We start from the raw sequence: 19512 nt of genomic DNA on the forward strand, positions 1-19512 counted from the left end.
GCCTTGTCGGCGCCGCCTCGGCCAAGATGGAGGACTTGAGCCTTATGCGCCATCGCACCAACATGCCGCTTGAACACAGATGCCTGCGAGACCTTGATCCGAGCGATCTGACGCAACTCTATTCGCGAGGCGCCATGCTGGAAGCCCGGCGGTTTTGTCCGCCGGGCTTTGGCCAAGGCCCCGTTCTTCAGAACGGGATCTCGTCGTCGCGGTCGATGAACTCGGGGCTTTCGCCCTCGGCAGCCTTCGGGCGGCTCAGGAAGTCGACCCGCTCCGCGATGATCTCGCAACCGTAGCGATCCACGCCCGCCGCATCGGTCCATTTCGTGTAGTGGATGCGCCCCTGCACCAGAACCTTCATCCCCTTCTCGCAGTGCTCCGCCACCGTCTTGCCCAGACCGTTGAAGCAGGTGATGCGGTGCCATTCCGTGTCCATGATCCGGTAGCCGTTCTCGTCGCGCAGCACCCGGCCTTCCGAAAGCCGCGGCCGCGAGGTGGCGAGGCTGAAGTTGGTGATCTTGGTGCCGCCCTGGGTCGCGCGGACCTCCGGGGCCTGACCGATGTTGCCGGCGAGGATGACGATGTTCTGCATGGGAATTCTCCTGTGTGTCCTGTCGCCGGGACCGTCCCTTCGACAAGACCCGGAAGAAGCCTGTCGGGCGCGGCGTGCACGGCGCGGGAACCGAGCCGGAAACCCCCGAGGGTCCGGGGTGGCGCGGGCAGGCCCCGCAGGGGCCAACACGGCCCGGACCTGAGCGGGGTTGCGCGCGCGCCGGAACAGGCTTAGGGGATTGTGCGTCGAAGGGATGTGCCGAGCGACGGCGGCCCAGGGGGGAGCCAGCAGACCCGTTCATCCCGCCCCGGCAACGAGACGGCCTCGCCCGCGCGCGACCTTGGGCGGCACCCACCGACGCGGCCAAAGCCCCCTTCTCTGCGGCCGCGCCCGGAAGGCCAAGGGTATGGCGAAGAACGGCGGATGAGGGATCCTCATGGACCGGCATGGCACTGAACAGCTGGAGACCGGGCGGCCGGTGATGGGAAAAGCACCCGGGAAGGGGAGAAGGTGGCGGTTGGGGCGCTCCGCCACAGACCGACAACGGCGGAAACGATCCGCAACGATGGGGCACGACACTCGGCGACCAATGATCCGAGCTTGAGCTGCTCCCCGGGCCAGCGCCTAGCCCAGTTTCGCGAGCCTATCTGCCGTCTCGGCCATTCGGGCAAGGCTTGCGTCGAGGCGCTTGCGCCAACGCGGGCCGCGGGATCGTGCATCCTCCCAGGCTTCGGCCAACTCGTCGGGGCGGTCTTGCGCGAGCACCTCGATCAGGAAGGCGGCCTGCGCCCGGTCCTTCGCGGATTTGCCCCGATCCGACCCTTCGCGACGCCGGTCTGCCACAATCAGCTTGTGGATCGCGAAGCGCTCGGGGCGCGGGATCTGCACGAGCACGCCCGAGCGATAGAGTGCGATCGCCGGGATCGGTTCTGCAATCAAGTAGTTGAGATAGTTCAGAGCTTGCGCAGAGACCCCAAGCGCGGGCAGGGGTTTCACCGTCTCGTCGCCGAACGCGGGCGTCAGGAACTCGACCATCACCTCCGACCGGCTCTGCCGCCATTTCCATATCTGTCGGTCCGATATCCCCGGCACGGGATCGAATTTCAGCGCCGAGAGGATGTCGCCCGGATCTTCTTCGACCTTGTCTTCCAGCGCGACCGAGAGCCGCTGGAAGCTCGCCAAGTCGATATCGCCGGTCTGTGCCAGCCGCTCCGCATCCATCCGCACGCCGAGTTCGCCCTGGTAGAGCGCGAAGGCCGCTGTTCCGATCAATGTCCCGCCGAGGCGAAACATCCCCGCCCGAGCGAAAGCGAGGAACAAAGAGCCGGTATCCCGATCGGTGGCGATGTAGCCCTCGGCGCGCAGGATACGGGTCAGCCGGGTCATCCTCTGGCGTCGCGCCTGTGCATCGGACTTCAGCGCCGCCGCCCGCGCCAGCCGGTCGCGAAGCTCGGGAGTGTCCTCGCCGAGATAGCGGCTGCGGGCCTCCGTCCCGAGCCGAAACCGCTCGTAAAGATAGGTTCGTCCGCCGCGATGGCGTTCTTCGATGGTGCCGGTCACCGCCGCCACGCGCTCGTCGAGATGCAGCCGAAGCAGGTCTTGATAAGCGGCCTGTGCGATCTGGCTGTGTGAGATGATCTCCATGAGGGGCCTCGTGTGCAACGATTTCAAATTTGTCGCACATCATCCTATGTGCGACAAATTATTTTTTTGCTGCACATGGCCCCTGGGTGCTCTGCCGCGTTGATTTGCGAATTGCGAGCGCCAGAGGAAGTGAAGCCCGGCCGCCGGGCTTGAAGTGTCAACGGCGGAGTAAAATTGGGCCACGGGGCGGCGCAAAATTGGGCCACTTTGGGTTTGCGCGAGACGCGGCTGATGGGCGGCGGCCAGTCAGCCGCGCTCTCCATATAGCTTGCGGGTGACTGGCCGCCTTGGACCGTCAGGTCCAAGTCTGATACTTTGGATCAGGTGTTGTCGCCGGTCTTGCGCGCGCGACTTTGCGCGAGGCGATAGCTTTCGCCGTTCATCTCGAGGATGTTGACGTGGTGGGTCAACCGGTCGAGGAGCGCGCCGGTCAGCCGCTCGGTGCCGAAGGTCTCGGTCCATTCATCGAAGGGCAGATTGCTGGTGATCAGCGTGGCACCGCGCTCGTAGCGCTGGGAGATCATCTCAAAAAGCAGCTCGGCGCCGGTCTTTGACAGGGGCACGAACCCGAGCTCGTCGATGATCAGCAGCTTGACGGCAGCCATCTGCTTCTGGACGCGCAGCAGCCGACGTTCGTCTCGCGCCTCCATCAGCTCGTTGACCAGCGCGGCGGCGGTGGTGAAGCTGACAGACATGCCCTTCTGGCAGGCCGCCAACCCGAGGCCCAAGGCAATGTGGGTCTTGCCGGTTCCGCTGGGGCCAAGGGCGATCACGTTCTCACGCCGTTCGATCCATTCGCAGCGCGCCAGTTCCAGCACCTGCATCTTGTTCAGCTTCGGGATCGCCTTGAAGTCGAAGCTGTCGAGGCTTTTGGTGGCCGGGAACTTCGCAGCCTTGATGCGGCGCTCGACCATCCGCCGCTCGCGGTCAATGAGTTCCAGTTCAACGAGGCGCGACAGGAATTGGACATGGTCCAACCCTTCGGCGGCGCATTGGCGCGCAACCTTCTCGTGTTCCCGCAGGAAGGTGGGCAGCTTCAGCGTCTTCAGATGGTGGGCAAGCAGGATCTTCGGAGCCTCGCTCATTCCGCCGCCTCCGACATCAAGGCCATGTAGCTGGCCGCACGCGTCGTCTCGACGTTCGCCCGCGGCAGGTAGGGGTAGACATCGAGATCAAGCCTTGGGGGGCGCTTCTCGACCTGGCAAAGCACGAGGTGCTTCACGGCGTCAAAGCCGACCGCGCCCAGCTTCAGGGCCTTCTTCACGGCGGCATGCAGGTCATCCATGCCAAAGGTCTCAAGCAGCCGCAGCACCTGCACATACTCGCGGCGCCCCATCTTGAGCATGCGCGCCTCCATCAGGCGGCGCAAAGTCTGGAACTCTTCGGGCAGGTCCCATTCCGCCAGAGGCGCAGCCTGGTCCAAGGCATTGATCTTGCGCTCGATCAGCGGGAGGTAGTGAACCGGGTCGAAGATCATGTCCTCGCGATCGTAACAGCGCGGGTGTCGGGCGATCACCTCCCCGCGACAGCCGATCACGACCTCATCGACATAGCCGCGGATCCAGACATCCTGATGGCCATAGGCGACCGGGACCGAGTAATCGTTGGTGTCATAGCGCACGAGCGACTGCGAGCTGACCCTGCCGCTCGCTTGGTCGCAGGCGTCGAACGGGGCAGTAGGCAATGGGCGCATCGCCGCCAGATCGCGCTGCAGCCTCTCGCCGATCGTCTCCTTGTGACCCCGAAGAATGCGCGTGAGGCGTGCGCAGCACTGCCCTTCAAGGTCGGCGTTGAAGGCGTCCCAACTGGCAAAGTGGGGGATCGGCACCATGTGGTTGCGGCGGGCGTAGCCGACCATCCCCTCGACAGCGCCCTTGTCGTTCCCCTTCCCGGGCCGACCATAGCGATCCCGAAACAGGTAATGCGACTGCAAGCCGCTGAACAGCGTGGCGCGGATGCGCGTGCCATCTGGCTGGATCTTCGAGACCAGGCAGCGGTCGTTATCGTAGAGCACCGACTGCGGCACCCCGCCGAAGAAGGCAAAGGCGCGGACATGCCCGTCTATCCAGGCCTCCGCCGTCGCCGCCGGATAGGCCCGGACGAAATAGGCATCGCTGTGCGGCAGGTCGATGACAAAGAAATGCGCCTTCTGCTCGACACCGGCGATGACGACGACCGCTTCGCCAAAATCGGCCTGAGCATGGCCCGGCGGATGGGCCAGTGGCACGAACATCTCCCGTGTCCGCCGCTCACGCTCACGCACGTAATCCTTGACGATCGTATAGCCGCCGGTGAAGCCATGCTCGGCCTGAAGCCGTTCCCATATCCGCTTGGCCGTATGACGCTGCTTGCGATGCACCGCCTTGTCGGCTTCAAGCCAGGCGTCAATGAACTCGGTGAACCCGTCCAGCTTCGGCCGCCTGATCGGCTTGTCCCGCCGGTAGCCAGGCGGCACCGAGAAGGCCAACATCTTCTCAACCGTCCCGCGCGAAATGTTGAAATGCTTCGCCGCCGCCCGCGCGCTCATGCCCTCGGCACACGCCAAGCGAACCTTCTTGTAAAGTTCCACGGTATAAATCTCCCCACCCTCCCTGCTGCCGCAAGAAGGGAAAAGTGGCAGGATTTTACTCCGCCCGCAGCGAGACGATCCCGCCGCTACCGTGGCCTAATTTTGCACCGCCGTTTCCAAAAGTCACTGGCGCAGAGCATTGGCCAGCCGACCCTCATCGCGCTCGCCTTCACCATCGAGAAGGAGCGCAAGGCATACTACGACCAGCTCGAGCAGCATCAAAAAACGCTCGACGTGACCGAGTGGCTCGTCTGGTTCGCGGACATTGTCCTGAAGGCCCAACAGGTGACGCTCGACCGGGTGGGGTTCTTCATCAGCAAGGTGCATTTCTACGATCGGCACAGACACCAGCTGAACGAACGCCAGGCCAAAGCCATCGCTCGCATGTTTCGCGAAGGCCCTAACGGTTTCAAAGGCGGCCTCAGCGCCGAAAACTATCTCAAGATCACCGGAACCTCGCGCGCGACCGCGACCCGCGATCTGCAGGACTTGGTCGAGAAAGGGGCGCTCAGCCGAACCGGTAACCGACGCCATACGAGGTATTGGCTGACGCTAAGGTGATGTCCACGGAGGAGTAACACCGACCACATGGCGGCGCAAAACCCGGCCAGTCATGGGCGCGCTCGCGAGGTGCATCGCAAGCAGCGCCATACGGCGACGCGGGTGATCCCGGCGATCTGGTGTTCGAACCCTTCTGTAGGTCCCGCACCCAGCTAATCGCCGCCGAACACACCGGGCGGCGGCGCTGCGTGGACACGGTCTATTGCTACAAGGCAAAAGGCAAGTCGTTACTTACCAAGTCCTTATTGAGTAATTCGCCCAATTAACCCGAGAGCGACAAGCAAGAGTACAACGGCAACCGCCCACTTCAACGCCTGACCGAAGCTTCCTCCGGGTGTCGGTGGCCTTGTCGCATCCGCCCAAGACATCCCGCCCATTTGCCGGAAAAGAGCTTCTGCCGTGAGAAGCGCTCGGTGCCCTCGTTCTGCTGCCGTGCCACCATTGCGTCCCTTAGTCTCTTCAATAGGATCATAAATACGGCCGTCAGGATGCAGTGCAAAACGACCGTCAGCAGCCATGACAGCCGCAAAGCTACCCGGCTCCGCCTTTCGAGCCGAAATCAGCCGGAGTAAAGAAGAGCCGGTGAAGTTATCCCGGCAGAGGATTTCAGCCCCCCCGGCGTTCGGATCGCTCTTCGCAAGCACAAGCCAAGGTGGGCCCAATTCCAATCCCATTCACGAATCTCCGTCGATACCAAAGAAGAGCGACCTTACCGTTTCAGGCGCTAAAGCTTGCGTGATATATTGCACGAGAACGTTATCACACAATCCGGTACACCGCCCCCCAGCCTTCAACCTTTTCTGCGGCGATGGGCAGGCCAAGCGATCACCAGCGTCGCGGCATGGCGCTTCTTGCGATGCACCTCGCGATCGTCCTCCAGCCAGCCGTCGATGATCTCGGTGAAGCTATCCAACTTCAGCCGCTACCGTGGCAGACTTTCCACCGCCGTTCTCAGGCTTCGTCGCGGGTGCAACACTATGCCATCACCCGCTCCAATCTCTGCTTCCGAACCTCCCAATCGGGCATTACCTTGTCGAGAAGCTCGAAAAACGCCGCTCCGTGATGTGGCACCGCTAAATGGCATAGCTCGTGGGTGATCACGTAGTCGATGGCGTCGACCGGCGCCTGTACGAGGCGGCGATTGAGGAGCAAGCGTCCCGCCGGAGACATCGACCCCCATCTCTGTCGGGTCTGCCGCACGATCAACCCCCTCGGGCGGAAAGTCTCGGGATCCGGAAAGAGATCGAGACATATCGCGATCCGCTCCGGGAACTTGATGTGCGCTCGATCTCGATACCACGCTTCGAGCAGATCCCGCGTCACCTCCGTACTGTTCGGCCGGTGTGTCTGCACGACGATGAAACCGCGGATCAGCTTCACGCTTTCCTGAATATGCGGGACGACCTTGAGCCGATACTGGCGCCCAAGGTAGAGATGCGTTTCTCCGACGATGAACCTGCGCTCTGGTGTCCGCGGCAGGAACTGGGTGAAGTACCGCTGCTGCCTCGTCACCCACGCTGCCCGCTTGCGCAGCTTGGCTTCGATGGCCTCGAGCGTCGCGTCCTCCGGGGCGGCGATCACGACCGACGCATCCGGCTCGACGGCGATTTCCAATGTCTTCCTCGGGCGGCGGACGATCTCGTACTGGATTTCCTGCGCACCGTACTGCAGGTGATACAACTCCCGCGTCATACCGCGAACCGGGCCCGCGCAAGTCCCATGATCTTCAGCTCGAGATCGTCGAGCACCTCCACCGACAGGTCGACGCCCCTCTCGTCACGAAGGACGTCGAAGAAATAGTCATCGATAGCGTTGCGCAGATTGTTCTGGGCCACTTCGTTCGACCAGATGCCTACGATCAGGTGTGATTTGACAATGTCTATGATCGCTTTGGCGATCTCTGCAGCCTCGTCGTCAGCCAAAGGCTCATTGTCCGAAGTCTTCAGCTGACCGCACAGAACGCCGAAGAACGCCTGTGCATCCTCGTCGCCTCGGATGCTCTCCGGAACGTCCCGGCCCCGATCCTTGCGCGCCACCTTGCTCGCGAGATCCACGACGCTTTTCAAGTACTCGCGCTCGGACAGCCGCTTCTCACGATAGGCGCGGATCGTCTCTTCGAGAAGCTCGGAGAACCGTTTGTAGAACGTCGGGTCCTCATCCATCTTCTCGGTGATTGCCCGCCGGGTCGCACTGGCAATGCGATCTGCCCTCGACGCTTCGGATACACCCGTCTCCTCGACGACAGCCTTCAGCGCGCCGGGATCGTTGATGTTGACCAACTCGATGATGGTCTCGGCAGGCATCGCCACGACGTGGTCATCGAGCAGCTTCTGGATCTTCGGTTCGAACTCGCGGACATCGACCGTCTCCTGGTAGCGCAACTGAACCGAGCGCTTGAGTTCTGAGAACTGCTTCCAGTCCCGCTTCAGAGCATCGACCTTTGCCTCGTCGAAGACGTCGAACAGCTTGTCGGACGAGAGCGAGATGTGCAGGCACCGGCTGAAGGCCTTGAGGCGCGCGTAGAATTCGTGCCGTATCGCCTCGTCAGAAAGGTGCTGCTCGAATTGCTCCATGTCCTTCTTGTTTCGAACCGGCTTGAAAATATCCCAAAGCTGGTCGTGCAGCTGGGGCAGCTTGCGGATCTCCTCGCGAACGTCATGCACCGTCCCGGCGAGGTCCGCCGCCTCGTACCCGTCGAATGCGCTGTAGGTCGTAAGAGCGCTGTCGAGTTCACCGAGCAGCCCCTCGTAGTCGACGATGAAGCCGAATTGCTTCTCAGTGCCGCCATCCTCGTAGAGCCGGTTCACGCGCGCAATTGCCTGCAGGAGATTGTGCTCCTTCAGGGACTTGCAGACGTAAAGAACTGTGTTCCGGGGAGCATCGAAACCGGTGAGGAGCTTGGAGACCACAATCAGGATCTCCGGATCGCCTGACCCTTTGAACGCATCGATGACCTGGCGATTATACTCTTCCTCGGTTTTGTGACGCGCCATCATCTTCGACCAGAAGCCGCGCACGAGGTCCTTGGACTCCTGATCAACTTCCTCATTGCCCTCGTTTTCATCGGGCGGCGAGATGATGATCGCACTCGAAACGTGGCCGATCTCGTCGAGGACCTCTTTGAAGCGAACCGCCGCCGCTTTCGAAGGGGCGACGAGCTGCGCCTTGAAACCGGTTCCCTGCCAGTGCTGGCGAAAGTGCTCGGAGATGTCGAACGCCTTGGCGCGGATGGCCTGATCGGTCTTCGAGAGCGCATCCATCCGGGAAAACTTCCGCTTCAGATCGCGCTTCTGGCTCTCGGTCAGCCCTTCGCTGATCTTCTCGAACCAGCGATCGATCACATTCCCCGAGACCTGCTGCTCAACCAGCCGCCCTTCGTAAAGCAGCGGCACAACAGCCTCGTCGGCAACCGCCTCATCGATGGCGTAGCGGTGGATCAGCCGCCCAAAGGTCGACAACGTGTTCTTTTCCTTCTTCAGCAACGGTGTACCCGTGAAGCCGAGGTAGCAGGCCCGGGGCAAAAGGCGGCGCATCTTCGCCGCGAACTGGCTGTGGCCGCCATACCGCCCCGTCTGCGTCCGGTGGCTCTCGTCCACCAGCACGAAAATGCTCGAATCGTCGTCCGCCTGCTTGCTGTTCTTCAGCGCGGTATCGAACTTGTTGATGATCGTGGTGACCAGCGGCGCCCGGTTGCGAACCAGATCCAGCAGGTGAGAGCCGCTCGTCGCCCGGATCGGCTCAAGGTCGCATGATTTGAAGGTATCCTTGATCTGTTTGTCGAGATCATCGCGGTCTGTCACGATGAGGATCCGCGGATTCTCGATGCTGCGCTCGAGGGCCAACGCGCGGCCCAGCATCACCATCGTCAGCGACTTGCCTGAGCCCTGAGTGTGCCAGATGACGCCACCCTTACGGGCTCCGCTCACGTCGCGCTGCTTGACAGTCTCGACGGCGCGGCGGATGCCGAAGAACTGCTGATGACGCGCAACCTTGCGGACGCCGCCATCGAACACGGTGAAGCGGCGGATGAAATCGAGCAGCCGCTCGGGACGGCAGAGTGCGTACACCGTCCGATCCTGGACCGTGACCGCTCGGTCGCCCTCGGCGGCCAAGGCATCGAAATAGGCGTGCGCGCCCGCGAAATCACCGGAGAAGATGGCGTCCTTCTCCGCCGCGGTGAGCACGCGGTTGGCATATGGCGCGATGGCCTCGTCAGTGTCCTCCTCGTCGCGCCAAGTCTGCCAGAACTTCCGCAGCGTTCCGACGGTCGCGTAGCGCGCCTCGTTGCGGTTCATGCCGATCAGCAGCTGCGCGAAATGAAAGAGCTGCGGGATGTTGTCCTCGTTCTGGTAGCCGATCAGCTGGCTGTCCGCCTTCTTCAGGCTCTCGGTCGGCCGCTTGTTCTCGATCACAAGAACGGGGATGCCGTTCAGGAAGGCGACTATGTCGCAGCGCCTGGTCTGGCTCGACGCGGTTCGCTCGACCGAGAACTCGGCAGTGACGTGGAAGACATTGTTATCCGGCCGCTCCCAATCGATGTAGCGGAACGAGTAGCTCTTCGAGTCTCCGTCGATGGCCTTCGTGATCGTCGTGCCGAGGACGAGCGAGTCATAGATGTCCTGATTGGTGCCGCGCAGGCCCTTCAAACGGTCCGGCGTGGGCTTCAGCCGCCGCATTGCCTCATGCGCGTCCTCGAGGTCGAAACCATATTCGCGGCCACGATAGGTGAAGCGGTTGATGCGCATCAGCTGCTCTGCAAGCACATCGTCCAGCACCACGTTCCGCAGCCGCCCGCCGCGCAGACGCAGCGCCTCCTCCTGCGAGAGCGGGGTGAACCCGAGCGCCACAAGCAATTGCAGCGCGGGCAGCTGAGATTGGACCTTTTCGGCGGCGTCGAAGGTCACTTCGCCTCCTTGGCAAAAAGGGTTTCCACGGAAGCGCGGGCCGCAACCGCATCGATCTGGGCCTTGACGATCCGGTCAAGATCACCGCCCTCGGAGTAGATCGCCGGCGCGACACAATGCACCCGACCATCTTCGCTGTAGCCCTCCGCCTTGCCCTGAGCGCCCTTCGCTCTGGGTTTATAGACGGCGATCGACAAACCGCCTTGCTCCTTCACCAGACGGAAACAGGGAATGTCGGTCGACCCGTCTCCGATGAAGATCATGTTCTCGAAGGGTACCGGGCGATCCTTTTTCAGGACATATTTATTGACCGCACCATTGTCGCTGAGATCGTGCGCGCCCTTGTTGATCCTGAACAGATACTGGGTCTTCGTGGTGTAATTCACCGCCAGCGCAGGCCAGACGGCGACGCCATTCTCGTCGAACATGAATTTCGACGCATAGACATGCGCGAATTTCGGGGCAATGGGCGTGCCCGCGAAAATCTCGGCGTTGCCGGAGGACACGAGCACATGTTCAAGGCGCACCCCTTTTTGCCTCGCATATTCGGTGATCCGGTCGAACCAGCCCTCGACCCCCTCGAACAGGGAAATCGTCTTGCCGCGCGCCTCGAAATCCTCGCGCCGCACTGGAACGCCAGACGCACCAGCTTTGCGCAGCATAAGGTTCATGTAGACAAGAACCTCGTCCGCCTGATGCTCTTTGGTGAGCTTTTTCACCTCGGCCCAGAACTCCTTGGGCTTCATGTTGATATCGGGCAGGAACTGGTGCTCCTGCATGTTCCCGTCGGCCAATGTGCCATCGAAGTCATAAGCGATGGTCATGGGAATGTGTTTTCGTGCCATCTTAATGCTCCTTGTCGCGTGACAGCGCCACCCGCCATTCGCCCGTCAGCAACTTCTGCATCAGGCCGCGTTTCTGGCGGGTCAGGGCTTCGATTTCGCGCTCGGTCGCGGCCAGATCGTCCCGCGCGGTGTTCAGCACTGCGGCAATGGCTTTCTGCTCGTCCAGTGCAGGCAACGGCAGTTTCAGTGCCGCCAGATCATCGTAATAAGTCCGCTGCCGCACGCTGCCCGAACCGCCGCTGTTGATGTAATGGCCCCACCACGAAGTCTTGCGCAGGTGGTCGAGATAGTCGGGATCGAGCCCGTCCGGGTTGCAGGCGAAGACGACGTAGTCGGGGCTGACAAGCACCTCGCCCCCGCGTTCGTTCATTGCGATAGAGCCGACGTTGATGCGCATCGGATTATAGGCGAAGGCGCGTGGCGGCAGGCGCTTGTAGCGGCTGATGTCACCGGCGATGGTCTGTTCCCGCATCGGCACGACCCCCTCGGCCTTGGTGATCCCCATCACGAAATCCCGACCAAGCCCCTTGACGCCGTTTCGTTTGGTCAGTTCATGGGTCACGGCGTCCAATCTGGTCGGCACCCATTTGTGACCGAGCCCGCCGAGTCGGAGGCGCCCGAACAGCAAGGCGGCGCGAAGGGCGCTGAGCCGCCGTTCCTTCGCCGCGCGCAGGGCGGTGAGCATTTCGAGCGCCTCGTCCCAGGTCCGCAGGATCTCGGCGATCTTGCGCTGTTCGGGGAGGGGGGGGACACGTGTCGGCATGCTCAGGAACACATCCTGAGAAATATTCTTCATTGACGCCGATGTGCCTGAGGCGTTTTCCGAAAGGCGCGCCCGCACTTCGGGCGAGGAGATGACATAGAATAGCCAGCGGGGATCGACATCCTTTCGTGGAACGACTGCCCACAATCTATCCGGTAGAAAAATGTTCGGGGAATCTTTCTCAACGTAGCCGCTGGCACCGACAAGATCGGCTGTGTTCATTCTGCTGACAACAATTGTGCCGGCAGTCACAGGACATTTCGCAAGAGAGTGTTCGCTCGGAATGATTGCCTTGTTCTCTCGGATATCAAACTTGCCTCTATAAACACAGCTTGTTTTCAAAACGCCAGGTTCACTTTCAGTCGCCGGCTCATCACTTGCGTTCACGCTCCTTCCAGAGCGGATTTGAGCCACGCAGGCTGCTAGGTCGGCAACCTTCCACCCCTCACGCATCACGCCGCCCCCTCTTCCCCGCCTTCGCGACATCAGCGATGCGCTGTAACTCCTCGAGGTCGTTCGCCTCGGCTGCCGCCTGCCGCGCGGCCTCCTTGCGCTTGGCATCGAAGGCGGCATAGCGGTCATGGGCGATCTGCTCGGCCTGTCTGGCCGATACGGTTCCCGCGCCTTGCAGCTTGGGCAGTTCGTTTGCGCTCAGGAAGCTGTCGAGCACGCCTTCCCAATCCGCCAGCCGCATCCCCTGCCGACGCGAGGCCCGCAACTCTGCCGTGTCGAGGAACATCGTCACGATCAGGTTGAGTTCCTTGATCTCGGCTTCGCCCAGATAATTCTTGGCCGTGCAGACATCGGACTTGCGCAGGGGCCGCCCGGTATCGGCGCCCTTCCAGGTCGTCAGCCCCATGTTCGGTTGGTCCGCATCGGCACGTTCGCGGATCAGCTCGCCCGCCGTGTGGCTGGTGACCGCAAAAAGCATCTTGTTCTGGATCGTCGCATAAAAGGTGGTCGCGACGGGCGACTTGGCGTCGTAATCCTCGCTGAGCGCAAGGATGTCGCGCACCTTCTGATAGAACCGCGCCTCGGAGGCCCGAATGTCGCGGATGCGCTCCAGCAGCTCGTCAAAGTAGTCCCAGGCGGGATCCTTCATACGGGCGTCGTTCATGACGAAGCCCTTGACGAGGTAGTCTTTCAGCGTGGTGGTGGCCCAGCGACGGAACTGCACCCCGCGCGGGCTGCGCACGCGGTAACCGACGGCAAGGATCAGCTCGAGCCTGTAGTGGTCGACCTGATAGGTTTTCCCGTCAGAGGCAGTTGTTGCATAACTTGCAACAACTGAGTCAGGCGACAGCTCTGCATCCTCGAATATCGCCTTGATATGCCGCGAAATCACGGATTTGTCGCGATCGAAAAGGTCCGCGATCTGATTCAGCGAAAGCCAGACCGTGCCTTCCACGGCGCGAAGCTGGATCTCAGTTTGACCGTCCTCGGCGCTGTAGAGGATGATTTCTCCCTCAGACATCGACGCCAAGCTCCTTCAGATAGCTGGCCATCTTCGCCCGGACCTCGGCCAGTTCGGCTTCGATCCGCACGATGTCCTGTTGCACGGCCGCGACGTCGATCTCGTCTTCGGGTTCGAAGGTATCGACGTAGCGCGGAATGTTGAGGTTGTAGCCGTTCTCGGCGATCTCCTCGGGCGTCGCCCGATGCGAATACCGCGCGGTTTCGGCGCGGGTGGCATAGGTCTCCAGCACCTTGGCCACATGGCCCTGGTCCATCACGTTCTGGGTCTTGCCCGGCGTGAACTCCTTGCTCGCATCAATGAACAACACGTCGCGCCGGTCCGCGTTCGCGCCACCTTCCTCGCGTGAGCGGTCGAAGATCAGGATGGCGACCGGGATTCCCGTGGTAGTGAACAGGTTGGCGGGCAGGCCGACGACGGCGTCGAGCAGGTTCTCCTCGATCAGTTGCTGGCGGATGCGCCCCTCGGCCGCGCCACGGAACAACACGCCATGCGGCACGATCACCGCGACACGTCCGGACTGGCGCCGGGCGATCTCGATCATGTGGGTGATGAAGGCATAGTCGCCCTTGGACTTGGGCGGCACACCGCGCCAAAAGCGATTGTACTGATCGCTGCCTGCGTCCTCCGCACCCCATTTGTCGAGCGAGAACGGCGGATTGGCAAGCACGACATCAAAGCGCATCAGCTGATCGCCCTCGACCAGCGTCGGACTGTTGAGCGTGTCGCACCATTCGATGCGGGCGGCATCCTTGGCGTGCAGGAACATGTTCATCCGCGCGAGCGCCCAGGTCGCCCCGTTCACCTCTTGCCCGAAGAGGGCGAAGTTCTCCGACCCGACCTCCTGCGATGCCTGGATGAGCAGCGAGCCCGACCCGCAGGCGGGGTCGCAGATCGTGTTGCCGGGCTGAGGCGCGGCCAGTTTGGCCAGCAGACGCGAAACGGCCGAAGGAGTATAGAACTCGCCAGCCTTCTTACCGGCGTCCGAGGCGAAGCGCGAGATCAGGTAGATGTAGCACTCGCCGATGATATCCTCGGTCACCCGCGACGGGCGCAGGTCGAGCGCAGGCTTGGCGAAATCCTCGAGCATGTTCTTGAGGCGGCGATTGCGATCCTTCGGGCGGCCGAGATTGGCCTCGGAGTTGAAGTCGATGTTGCGGAAGACGCCTTCAAGCTTGGCCCGGTTGGCGTCCTCGATCTTCTCCAACGCGATGTTGATCAGCTCACCGATATTTGCCTCATTTCGTTGCGCGTAGAGGTCGTAGAAGCTGGCCTCTTCGGGCAGGATGAAACGCTCGCGCTCAAGGCGTCGGCGGATGCGGGCCACGTCGTCACCATACTGCTCGCGGTAGGTTTCGAGGTGATCGTTCCAGAGGTCCGAAATGTACTTAAGGAACAACATCACGAGGATGTAGTCCTTGTATTGCGCAGGATCGACCGCGCCGCGGAAGGTGTCGCAGGCTGCCCAAGCAGCATTGTTGACTTGGTCTTGAGTGATCTTGTCGTTCATCGGGCGATTTCCTTCAGATCGGTAGCCTTTACAGCCTCGCCGAGAATGGCGTTTACGAGGTCGTCTTTGCGCGCAGCGAGCTGGCGGAGCAGTTGCCCCTCCCGCCGGGCGAGGGCGCTGAGTTCGACGACGCGTTTTTGCGTAGACAGGTCGGGCACGGCGATCTCGAGGTTCTCCAGGGCCGGCATCGGAATCATCCTGAGGGCTGTGCCCTGCGCCTCCAAACCGAGCCTGCGCTGCGTGTCGGGTTGATTGATGGCCCAAGCGAGGTATTCCGGGAGAATGCGGTCACGATCGGGGCGAATGACCACCAGCGGAACGATGACCGCAATGGGTTCCGGCAGAGGATGTCGAATAGCCGCAGCAACATTCGGCTCGCCACGCGAGCGAAAGACCACTTCTCCACCACTGACGAAGTATCGCTCGGACAGCGCACCGAGATCATATCTTTGAAGGCCCGAGCCCAGCTCTGCACCACTTGCGCCTACATCGCGCAATTGCAGCGCCGGTACGCCCCCCTCCAACACGGGATCAAGCCTCCCCCGCGCGGTGTAACCGGAGTGAATTTCGGAGAGATCAGCGAGTCGCATCTTCCATTTCTCTGTATGGTTCATACAGCACATATGCCCGACATCGGCGAAAATGTCAATGCGCGCGTTGCAGTAGTGGCGATACAGAGCTTCTGTTCGGCAATTCCGGCGAGGCAGAGCCAACGCAAGAAACGAGGCTCACGCCCCATTCTCGACTTTAGCGACCGCGATGCCAAGGCATCTTGGTCTTATCGGCGCGTTTCCTCATGCACCTCATTGCCAAGGAAGACGAGGAAAGAGAAACAGCACGGCATCCGACGACGCGTTTCGCAAAACGTGATGCGATCGAGGCAGGCAAAAATACCCTTTTGGCAAACCTGTTTCCCCGCACTTCACGCTGTCCCCTACTCAGTGACGGCGCGATACCCGCGCCGCGTTTTCGTCGCAGAGAGTTTCATCAGCGCCGTGACCGCTTTACCTTCGTCATCGTGCGGTTCGATCAACATCTGTCCCCGAAGCCCGATACGCCCCCATTCACGCACGAGACAAGCGCCACCAAAGAGATCGGGCTGAACGCTCATCCTATAGAAGCGCCGCATGTTGCGAGAGGGGTCAATCCGCTTGAGATCAACGGCGGTTGGGAACACGTCCAATTGCTGCGTCAGGTCAAACATGTTGTGGTCGCTCCTCACAATACCACACTATCAAGCGCCACCTGACGTTTCCACAATGTTCTATCGCAGGCAAGAAAAAGGGGGCTTACGCCCCCTTCTCGAACTTCACGACCGGGATGCCGAGCTTCTTGGCCTTGTCGGCGAGGTTCTCCTGGATGCCGTTGCCCGGGAAGACGAGGACACCCACCGGCAGCACATCCAGCATCGCGTCGTTGCGCTTGAAGGGAGCGGCCTTGGCGTGCTTGGTCCAGTCAGGCTTGAAGGCAACCTGCGTGACGCCCCGGGTCTCGGCCCATTTGGCGGCGATGAGTTCGGCGCCCTTCAAGCTTCCCCCGTGCAGAAGCACCATGTCGGGATACTTGGTCCGGACCTGATCGAGCTTGCCCCAGATCAGGCGGTGATCGTTGAAGTCGGTCCCGCCGGTGAGGGCAACCTTGGGGCCCGCGGGCAGCATCACCTCGGTTTCCGACCGGCGCTTGGCGGCCAGGAAATCGCGGCTGTCGATCAGCGCGGCGGTCATGTGCTGGCGGTTCACCATCGAGCCGGTGCGGGGACGCCAGGTCGATCCCGTGTGATGAGAGAACTCCGTGGCGGCGTGATCGCGCATCATGTCCATGCAGTTGCGCCGCTCGATGAGCGTCAGGCCTTCCGCCGTCAGGCGCTCGAGTTCGGTCGATTTCACCTCGGAGCCGTCCTGCTCACGCTGAAGGCGGCGCTGCGCCTGCTCGTTCTCGTCGAGCGACCGCTCGATCCGGGCGGTGGCGCGGTGGAAGAGGTTGACCTGGCCCCAGAGCACTTCTTCGAGGTCGGGTTCCATGCGGGTGTCCTCGAGAGTCGCGACGAGGGCGTCGAAGATGTCGGCGACGGCAACCGCAAGGCGCTGCGCATCGGGCATCGGGCGCGGATCGGGCTCGTCGAAGGGGCGGTAGCCATAGAGCTGCAGCTCTTCGAGCGCATGGGCGGTCTGGGAAACGGTGTGAGTGGGTTCATAAGCATCGTCGTGGGTGTGGAGCGTCATCGGTCTCTTGCCTCCGGGCCTGTCTCGTCCGCGCGTCATCCCGCGCGGCCTTCATGGGCAGCGAAATGCCGTCACTGGCGACGCCCCTTCACCCCCGCCCTCGGGGGCCAGAACACCGTGGAGGAGGACGGGGGGCGGCTGATTTGTCTCGCGATGCAAAGGCGGCTTTGCCGCCGGCGGAAATCAGTCGCCCCCCGTCCTTGAAGGGGCGGCGCCTTTGACGGCCGCCTGCCCATCTCTTGAAGGCCGTGCGGGTGACGGGTGGATAAGCAAAGCCTGGAAAGAGGCAGAGACGACGGTCCAGAACCGCGACAGGGATGCATGCCCCCTGCCCCACGCTCCCAGACCGCCCTGCGCGATGCAGCTCAGGGAAAAAGCCGCCGCCGATCCTCGGGCCCGATCTGATCCGCCAGATGCGCGCGCAGCGCCACCTTGCCGTGCGCCCGAAGATCATCGTTGAAATCCCCAAGACGCGGTTCGAGCACCTGGCAAGCGATCCCGGCCTCGATGGCTCTGGCGCTCAACCTCTCTGCCGCGCGCTGCCCGGCCGGATCGCGGTCGATGGCGATGTAGAGACGCTGCAGCCCCTCGGGCAAGAGAACGGCCCCGAGGTGACCTGCCGAAAGCGCCGCCCAGACAGGAAGGCCCGGCACCGCCTCGCGCAAGGACAGCATGGTCTCGATGCCCTCGCCGACGACGAGGATGTCCTCATACGGGGTGAGCCTGACGGCATTGCCGAGGAGGTGACCCTTGGCACGCCGCTGCGTTTTGACTGCCGCCTTGCCCTTGCCGTCCGGCGCAAGCCAGGTCCGATGCACCCCCTGCAAGCCCCCTGCCCCATCGGTGACCGCGGCGATCAGCGCCGGTCTGGGGATGCTCCGGGTCTGGCCTTCTTCCCGATGCCAGCACTTCGGGTGGAAGCGCAGGGCGCTCGTCAAGCCACCTTGGGTCAGGCCCCGGGAGCGGAGATAGGTGTCTGCAAGCGTGCGCGGCACTGGCACCGAGGCTGCGAAGAGACGCGCGGCCGCCGCTGGCGTGCCGCCGGGGGCCTTGGCTTTCCTCGGCGTTGGCACGTCCGGAGTTACCGGCTGCGGACGGCCAAGATGCACCCGCGCCTCGGCTAGAAGATCGGGAAAGCGGGAGATGCCGGTCCGCGCGCGGATGATGTCGAGAAGATCGCCGTGCTCGCCAGTCGCGCCATCCGTATTATGTGGAATTCCACATAATACGGAACATGTTGCGGCGCGGGTTATGTTGCGGTGGCGTGAACTTGCGCGGTTTGGCGGGGGTTCTCGCGGGGCTGGGCAACATAACCTCAGCGCGCCGGGGGGATTTTCGTGATGGCGCGCGATGCAGCAGAGCTTTCGCGCCGGCTCGCGCGGGACGCCGAGGCCGTGTGTCGGCATTACCTCCCCAACGGGCGACGACAGGGTCAGTACTGGACCGTCGGCGATGCACGTAACACACCGGGGCGGTCGATGTTCGTCCGGCTGAAGGGGCCGGAGGCTGGCCCCGGTGCTGCCGGTCATTGGACCGATGCCGCCACGGCCGAGCACGGTGATCTGCTCGACGTGATCCGGGAGAGCTGTGGCCTGACCTCTTTCGGCGATGTCGCCGAGGAGGCGCGGCGCTTCCTGAGCCTGCCGCGGGTCGACCTTGTCCCGACCATCAATCCAGCACCTGCCCGTACAGCCATGGGATCGCCGGAAGCGGCACGGCGACTGATCGCCATGGCGCAACCGATCCGGGGTACGCCGGTCGAGACCTATCTGGCCAGTCGCTGCATCATGCCGATCCATGGCGCGGGGGCGTTGCGATATCATCCAAGCTGCTATTATCGGCCCGACGATGGCGGACCAGCAGAGCGGCGTCCGGCGATGATCGCATCCGTGACCGACCTGCAAGGCAGGATCACCGGCGCGCACCGTACCTGGCTCGCGCCGGACGGCTCGGCCAAGGCCGCGGTTCCCACACCCCGGCGGGCCATGGGCAACCTTCTTGGCCATGCCGTGCGCTTCGGGGCGGCAGAAGATGTTCTGGCCGTCGGCGAAGGGATCGAGACGATGCTGTCGCTGCGGGCGGCGCTGCCGGGCATGCCGATGGCCGCCGCGCTGTCGGCAAGCCATCTCGCCGCGCTCAGACTGTCACCGTCCGTGCGCCGCCTCTATATCGCCCGCGATGTCGACGCAGCGGGCACGAAGGCCGCCGCGACCCAAGCCGAACTTGCGACCAGTGCGGGCATCGAGGTGCTGACGCTCTCGCCTCGTCACGGCGACTTCAACGACGACCTGACAGCCCACGGCCTCGACGACCTGCGCGCGGCGATCCGGCCCCAGATCGCGCCCGAAGATGTCGACCGGTTCCTGCTGAAGGGTGCAGCGAGGTCGTGTTCATGAGACCGTCCGAACCGAAAAACCCACAAATCATGTCCTGACCTGCGAAATCCTGTGTCTCCACATTATGGAGA

At 62.5% G+C, this 19512-nt stretch carries 17 protein-coding genes and 1 pseudogene; 2 read left to right on the top strand and 16 right to left on the bottom strand.

Features of this window, described 5'->3' with window-relative positions:
• Window positions 1-187: 187 nt before the first annotated feature.
• From LPB142_RS17840 to istA, 4 genes are all read right to left on the bottom strand, one after another.
• Complete coding sequence (locus tag LPB142_RS17840; protein ID WP_071167433.1) at window positions 188-592, bottom strand: single-stranded DNA-binding protein; 405 nt, start codon at window positions 590-592, stop codon at window positions 188-190.
• 585 nt (window positions 593-1177) lie between these two features.
• The gene (locus LPB142_RS17845) at window positions 1178-2197 is read right to left on the bottom strand and encodes a nucleotidyltransferase family protein (RefSeq protein ID WP_071167434.1); all 1020 of its coding nucleotides are present in this window, start codon (window positions 2195-2197) and stop codon (window positions 1178-1180) included.
• A 320-nt stretch (window positions 2198-2517) separates the two neighbouring features.
• A complete protein-coding gene (gene istB / locus LPB142_RS17850) occupies window positions 2518-3282 on the bottom strand; it encodes an IS21-like element helper ATPase IstB (protein ID WP_071165181.1) in 765 nt (254 codons plus the stop codon).
• Window positions 3279-4766 carry an IS21 family transposase gene (gene istA / locus LPB142_RS17855; protein ID WP_071165182.1) on the bottom strand — a complete coding sequence of 496 codons (1488 nt, stop codon included), beginning with the start codon at window positions 4764-4766 and terminating at the stop codon, window positions 3279-3281. Before istA ends, istB begins: the two co-directional genes overlap by 4 nt.
• Before the next feature lie 117 nt (window positions 4767-4883).
• Between istA and LPB142_RS17860 the strand changes: the two are divergent.
• Window positions 4884-5327, top strand: a pseudogene (locus LPB142_RS17860) (Fic family protein); the annotation flags it as partial.
• 242 nt (window positions 5328-5569) lie between these two features.
• Here the strand turns inward: LPB142_RS17860 and LPB142_RS19235 are convergent.
• The 12 genes from LPB142_RS19235 to LPB142_RS20000 form a co-directional block, all read right to left on the bottom strand.
• Window positions 5570-6001, bottom strand: a complete 432-nt coding sequence (locus LPB142_RS19235) for a hypothetical protein (RefSeq protein ID WP_156894467.1) — start codon at window positions 5999-6001, stop codon at window positions 5570-5572.
• Window positions 6002-6117: 116 nt separating this feature from the next.
• On the bottom strand, window positions 6118-6240 hold the full coding sequence (locus LPB142_RS19845) for a hypothetical protein (RefSeq protein ID WP_269635534.1): 123 nt from the start codon (window positions 6238-6240) through the stop codon (window positions 6118-6120).
• 62 nt (window positions 6241-6302) lie between these two features.
• Window positions 6303-7019: a M48 family metallopeptidase gene (locus LPB142_RS17865; RefSeq protein WP_071167435.1), complete on the bottom strand. Its 717-nt coding sequence runs from the start codon at window positions 7017-7019 to the stop codon at window positions 6303-6305.
• Window positions 7016-10231: a type I restriction endonuclease subunit R gene (locus LPB142_RS17870; RefSeq protein WP_071167436.1), complete on the bottom strand. Its 3216-nt coding sequence runs from the start codon at window positions 10229-10231 to the stop codon at window positions 7016-7018. The genes LPB142_RS17865 and LPB142_RS17870 overlap by 4 nt, the downstream gene beginning before the upstream one ends.
• Window positions 10228-11076: an HAD family hydrolase gene (locus LPB142_RS17875; RefSeq protein WP_071167437.1), complete on the bottom strand. Its 849-nt coding sequence runs from the start codon at window positions 11074-11076 to the stop codon at window positions 10228-10230. The genes LPB142_RS17870 and LPB142_RS17875 overlap by 4 nt, the downstream gene beginning before the upstream one ends.
• A gap of 1 nt (window position 11077) precedes the next feature.
• Window positions 11078-12292: a restriction endonuclease subunit S gene (locus tag LPB142_RS17880; RefSeq protein ID WP_071167438.1), complete on the bottom strand. Its 1215-nt coding sequence runs from the start codon at window positions 12290-12292 to the stop codon at window positions 11078-11080.
• Complete coding sequence (locus tag LPB142_RS17885) at window positions 12285-13313, bottom strand: virulence RhuM family protein (protein WP_071167439.1); 1029 nt, start codon at window positions 13311-13313, stop codon at window positions 12285-12287. The genes LPB142_RS17880 and LPB142_RS17885 overlap by 8 nt, the downstream gene beginning before the upstream one ends.
• Window positions 13306-14823, bottom strand: a complete 1518-nt coding sequence (locus tag LPB142_RS17890) for a type I restriction-modification system subunit M (RefSeq protein ID WP_071167440.1) — start codon at window positions 14821-14823, stop codon at window positions 13306-13308. Before LPB142_RS17890 ends, LPB142_RS17885 begins: the two co-directional genes overlap by 8 nt.
• Window positions 14820-15413, bottom strand: a complete 594-nt coding sequence (locus LPB142_RS17895; RefSeq protein ID WP_071167470.1) for a restriction endonuclease subunit S domain-containing protein — start codon at window positions 15411-15413, stop codon at window positions 14820-14822. The genes LPB142_RS17890 and LPB142_RS17895 overlap by 4 nt, the downstream gene beginning before the upstream one ends.
• Before the next feature lie 344 nt (window positions 15414-15757).
• Window positions 15758-16027 carry a WGR domain-containing protein gene (locus LPB142_RS17900; RefSeq protein WP_071167441.1) on the bottom strand — a complete coding sequence of 90 codons (270 nt, stop codon included), beginning with the start codon at window positions 16025-16027 and terminating at the stop codon, window positions 15758-15760.
• Window positions 16028-16112: 85 nt separating this feature from the next.
• On the bottom strand, window positions 16113-17045 hold the full coding sequence (locus tag LPB142_RS17905; RefSeq protein ID WP_071167442.1) for a DUF2493 domain-containing protein: 933 nt from the start codon (window positions 17043-17045) through the stop codon (window positions 16113-16115).
• Window positions 17046-17410: 365 nt separating this feature from the next.
• A complete protein-coding gene (locus tag LPB142_RS20000; RefSeq protein WP_449314192.1) occupies window positions 17411-18451 on the bottom strand; it encodes a DUF7146 domain-containing protein in 1041 nt (346 codons plus the stop codon).
• Here LPB142_RS20000 and LPB142_RS17915 point away from each other — a divergent pair.
• Window positions 18386-19441 carry a DUF7146 domain-containing protein gene (locus LPB142_RS17915; RefSeq protein WP_071167443.1) on the top strand — a complete coding sequence of 352 codons (1056 nt, stop codon included), beginning with the start codon at window positions 18386-18388 and terminating at the stop codon, window positions 19439-19441. The genes LPB142_RS20000 and LPB142_RS17915 overlap by 66 nt on opposite strands.
• Window positions 19442-19512: the final 71 nt, after the last annotated feature.

Source organism: Rhodobacter xanthinilyticus (genome assembly GCF_001856665.1).
Classification (GTDB): Bacteria; Pseudomonadota; Alphaproteobacteria; order Rhodobacterales; family Rhodobacteraceae; genus Rhodobacter; species Rhodobacter xanthinilyticus.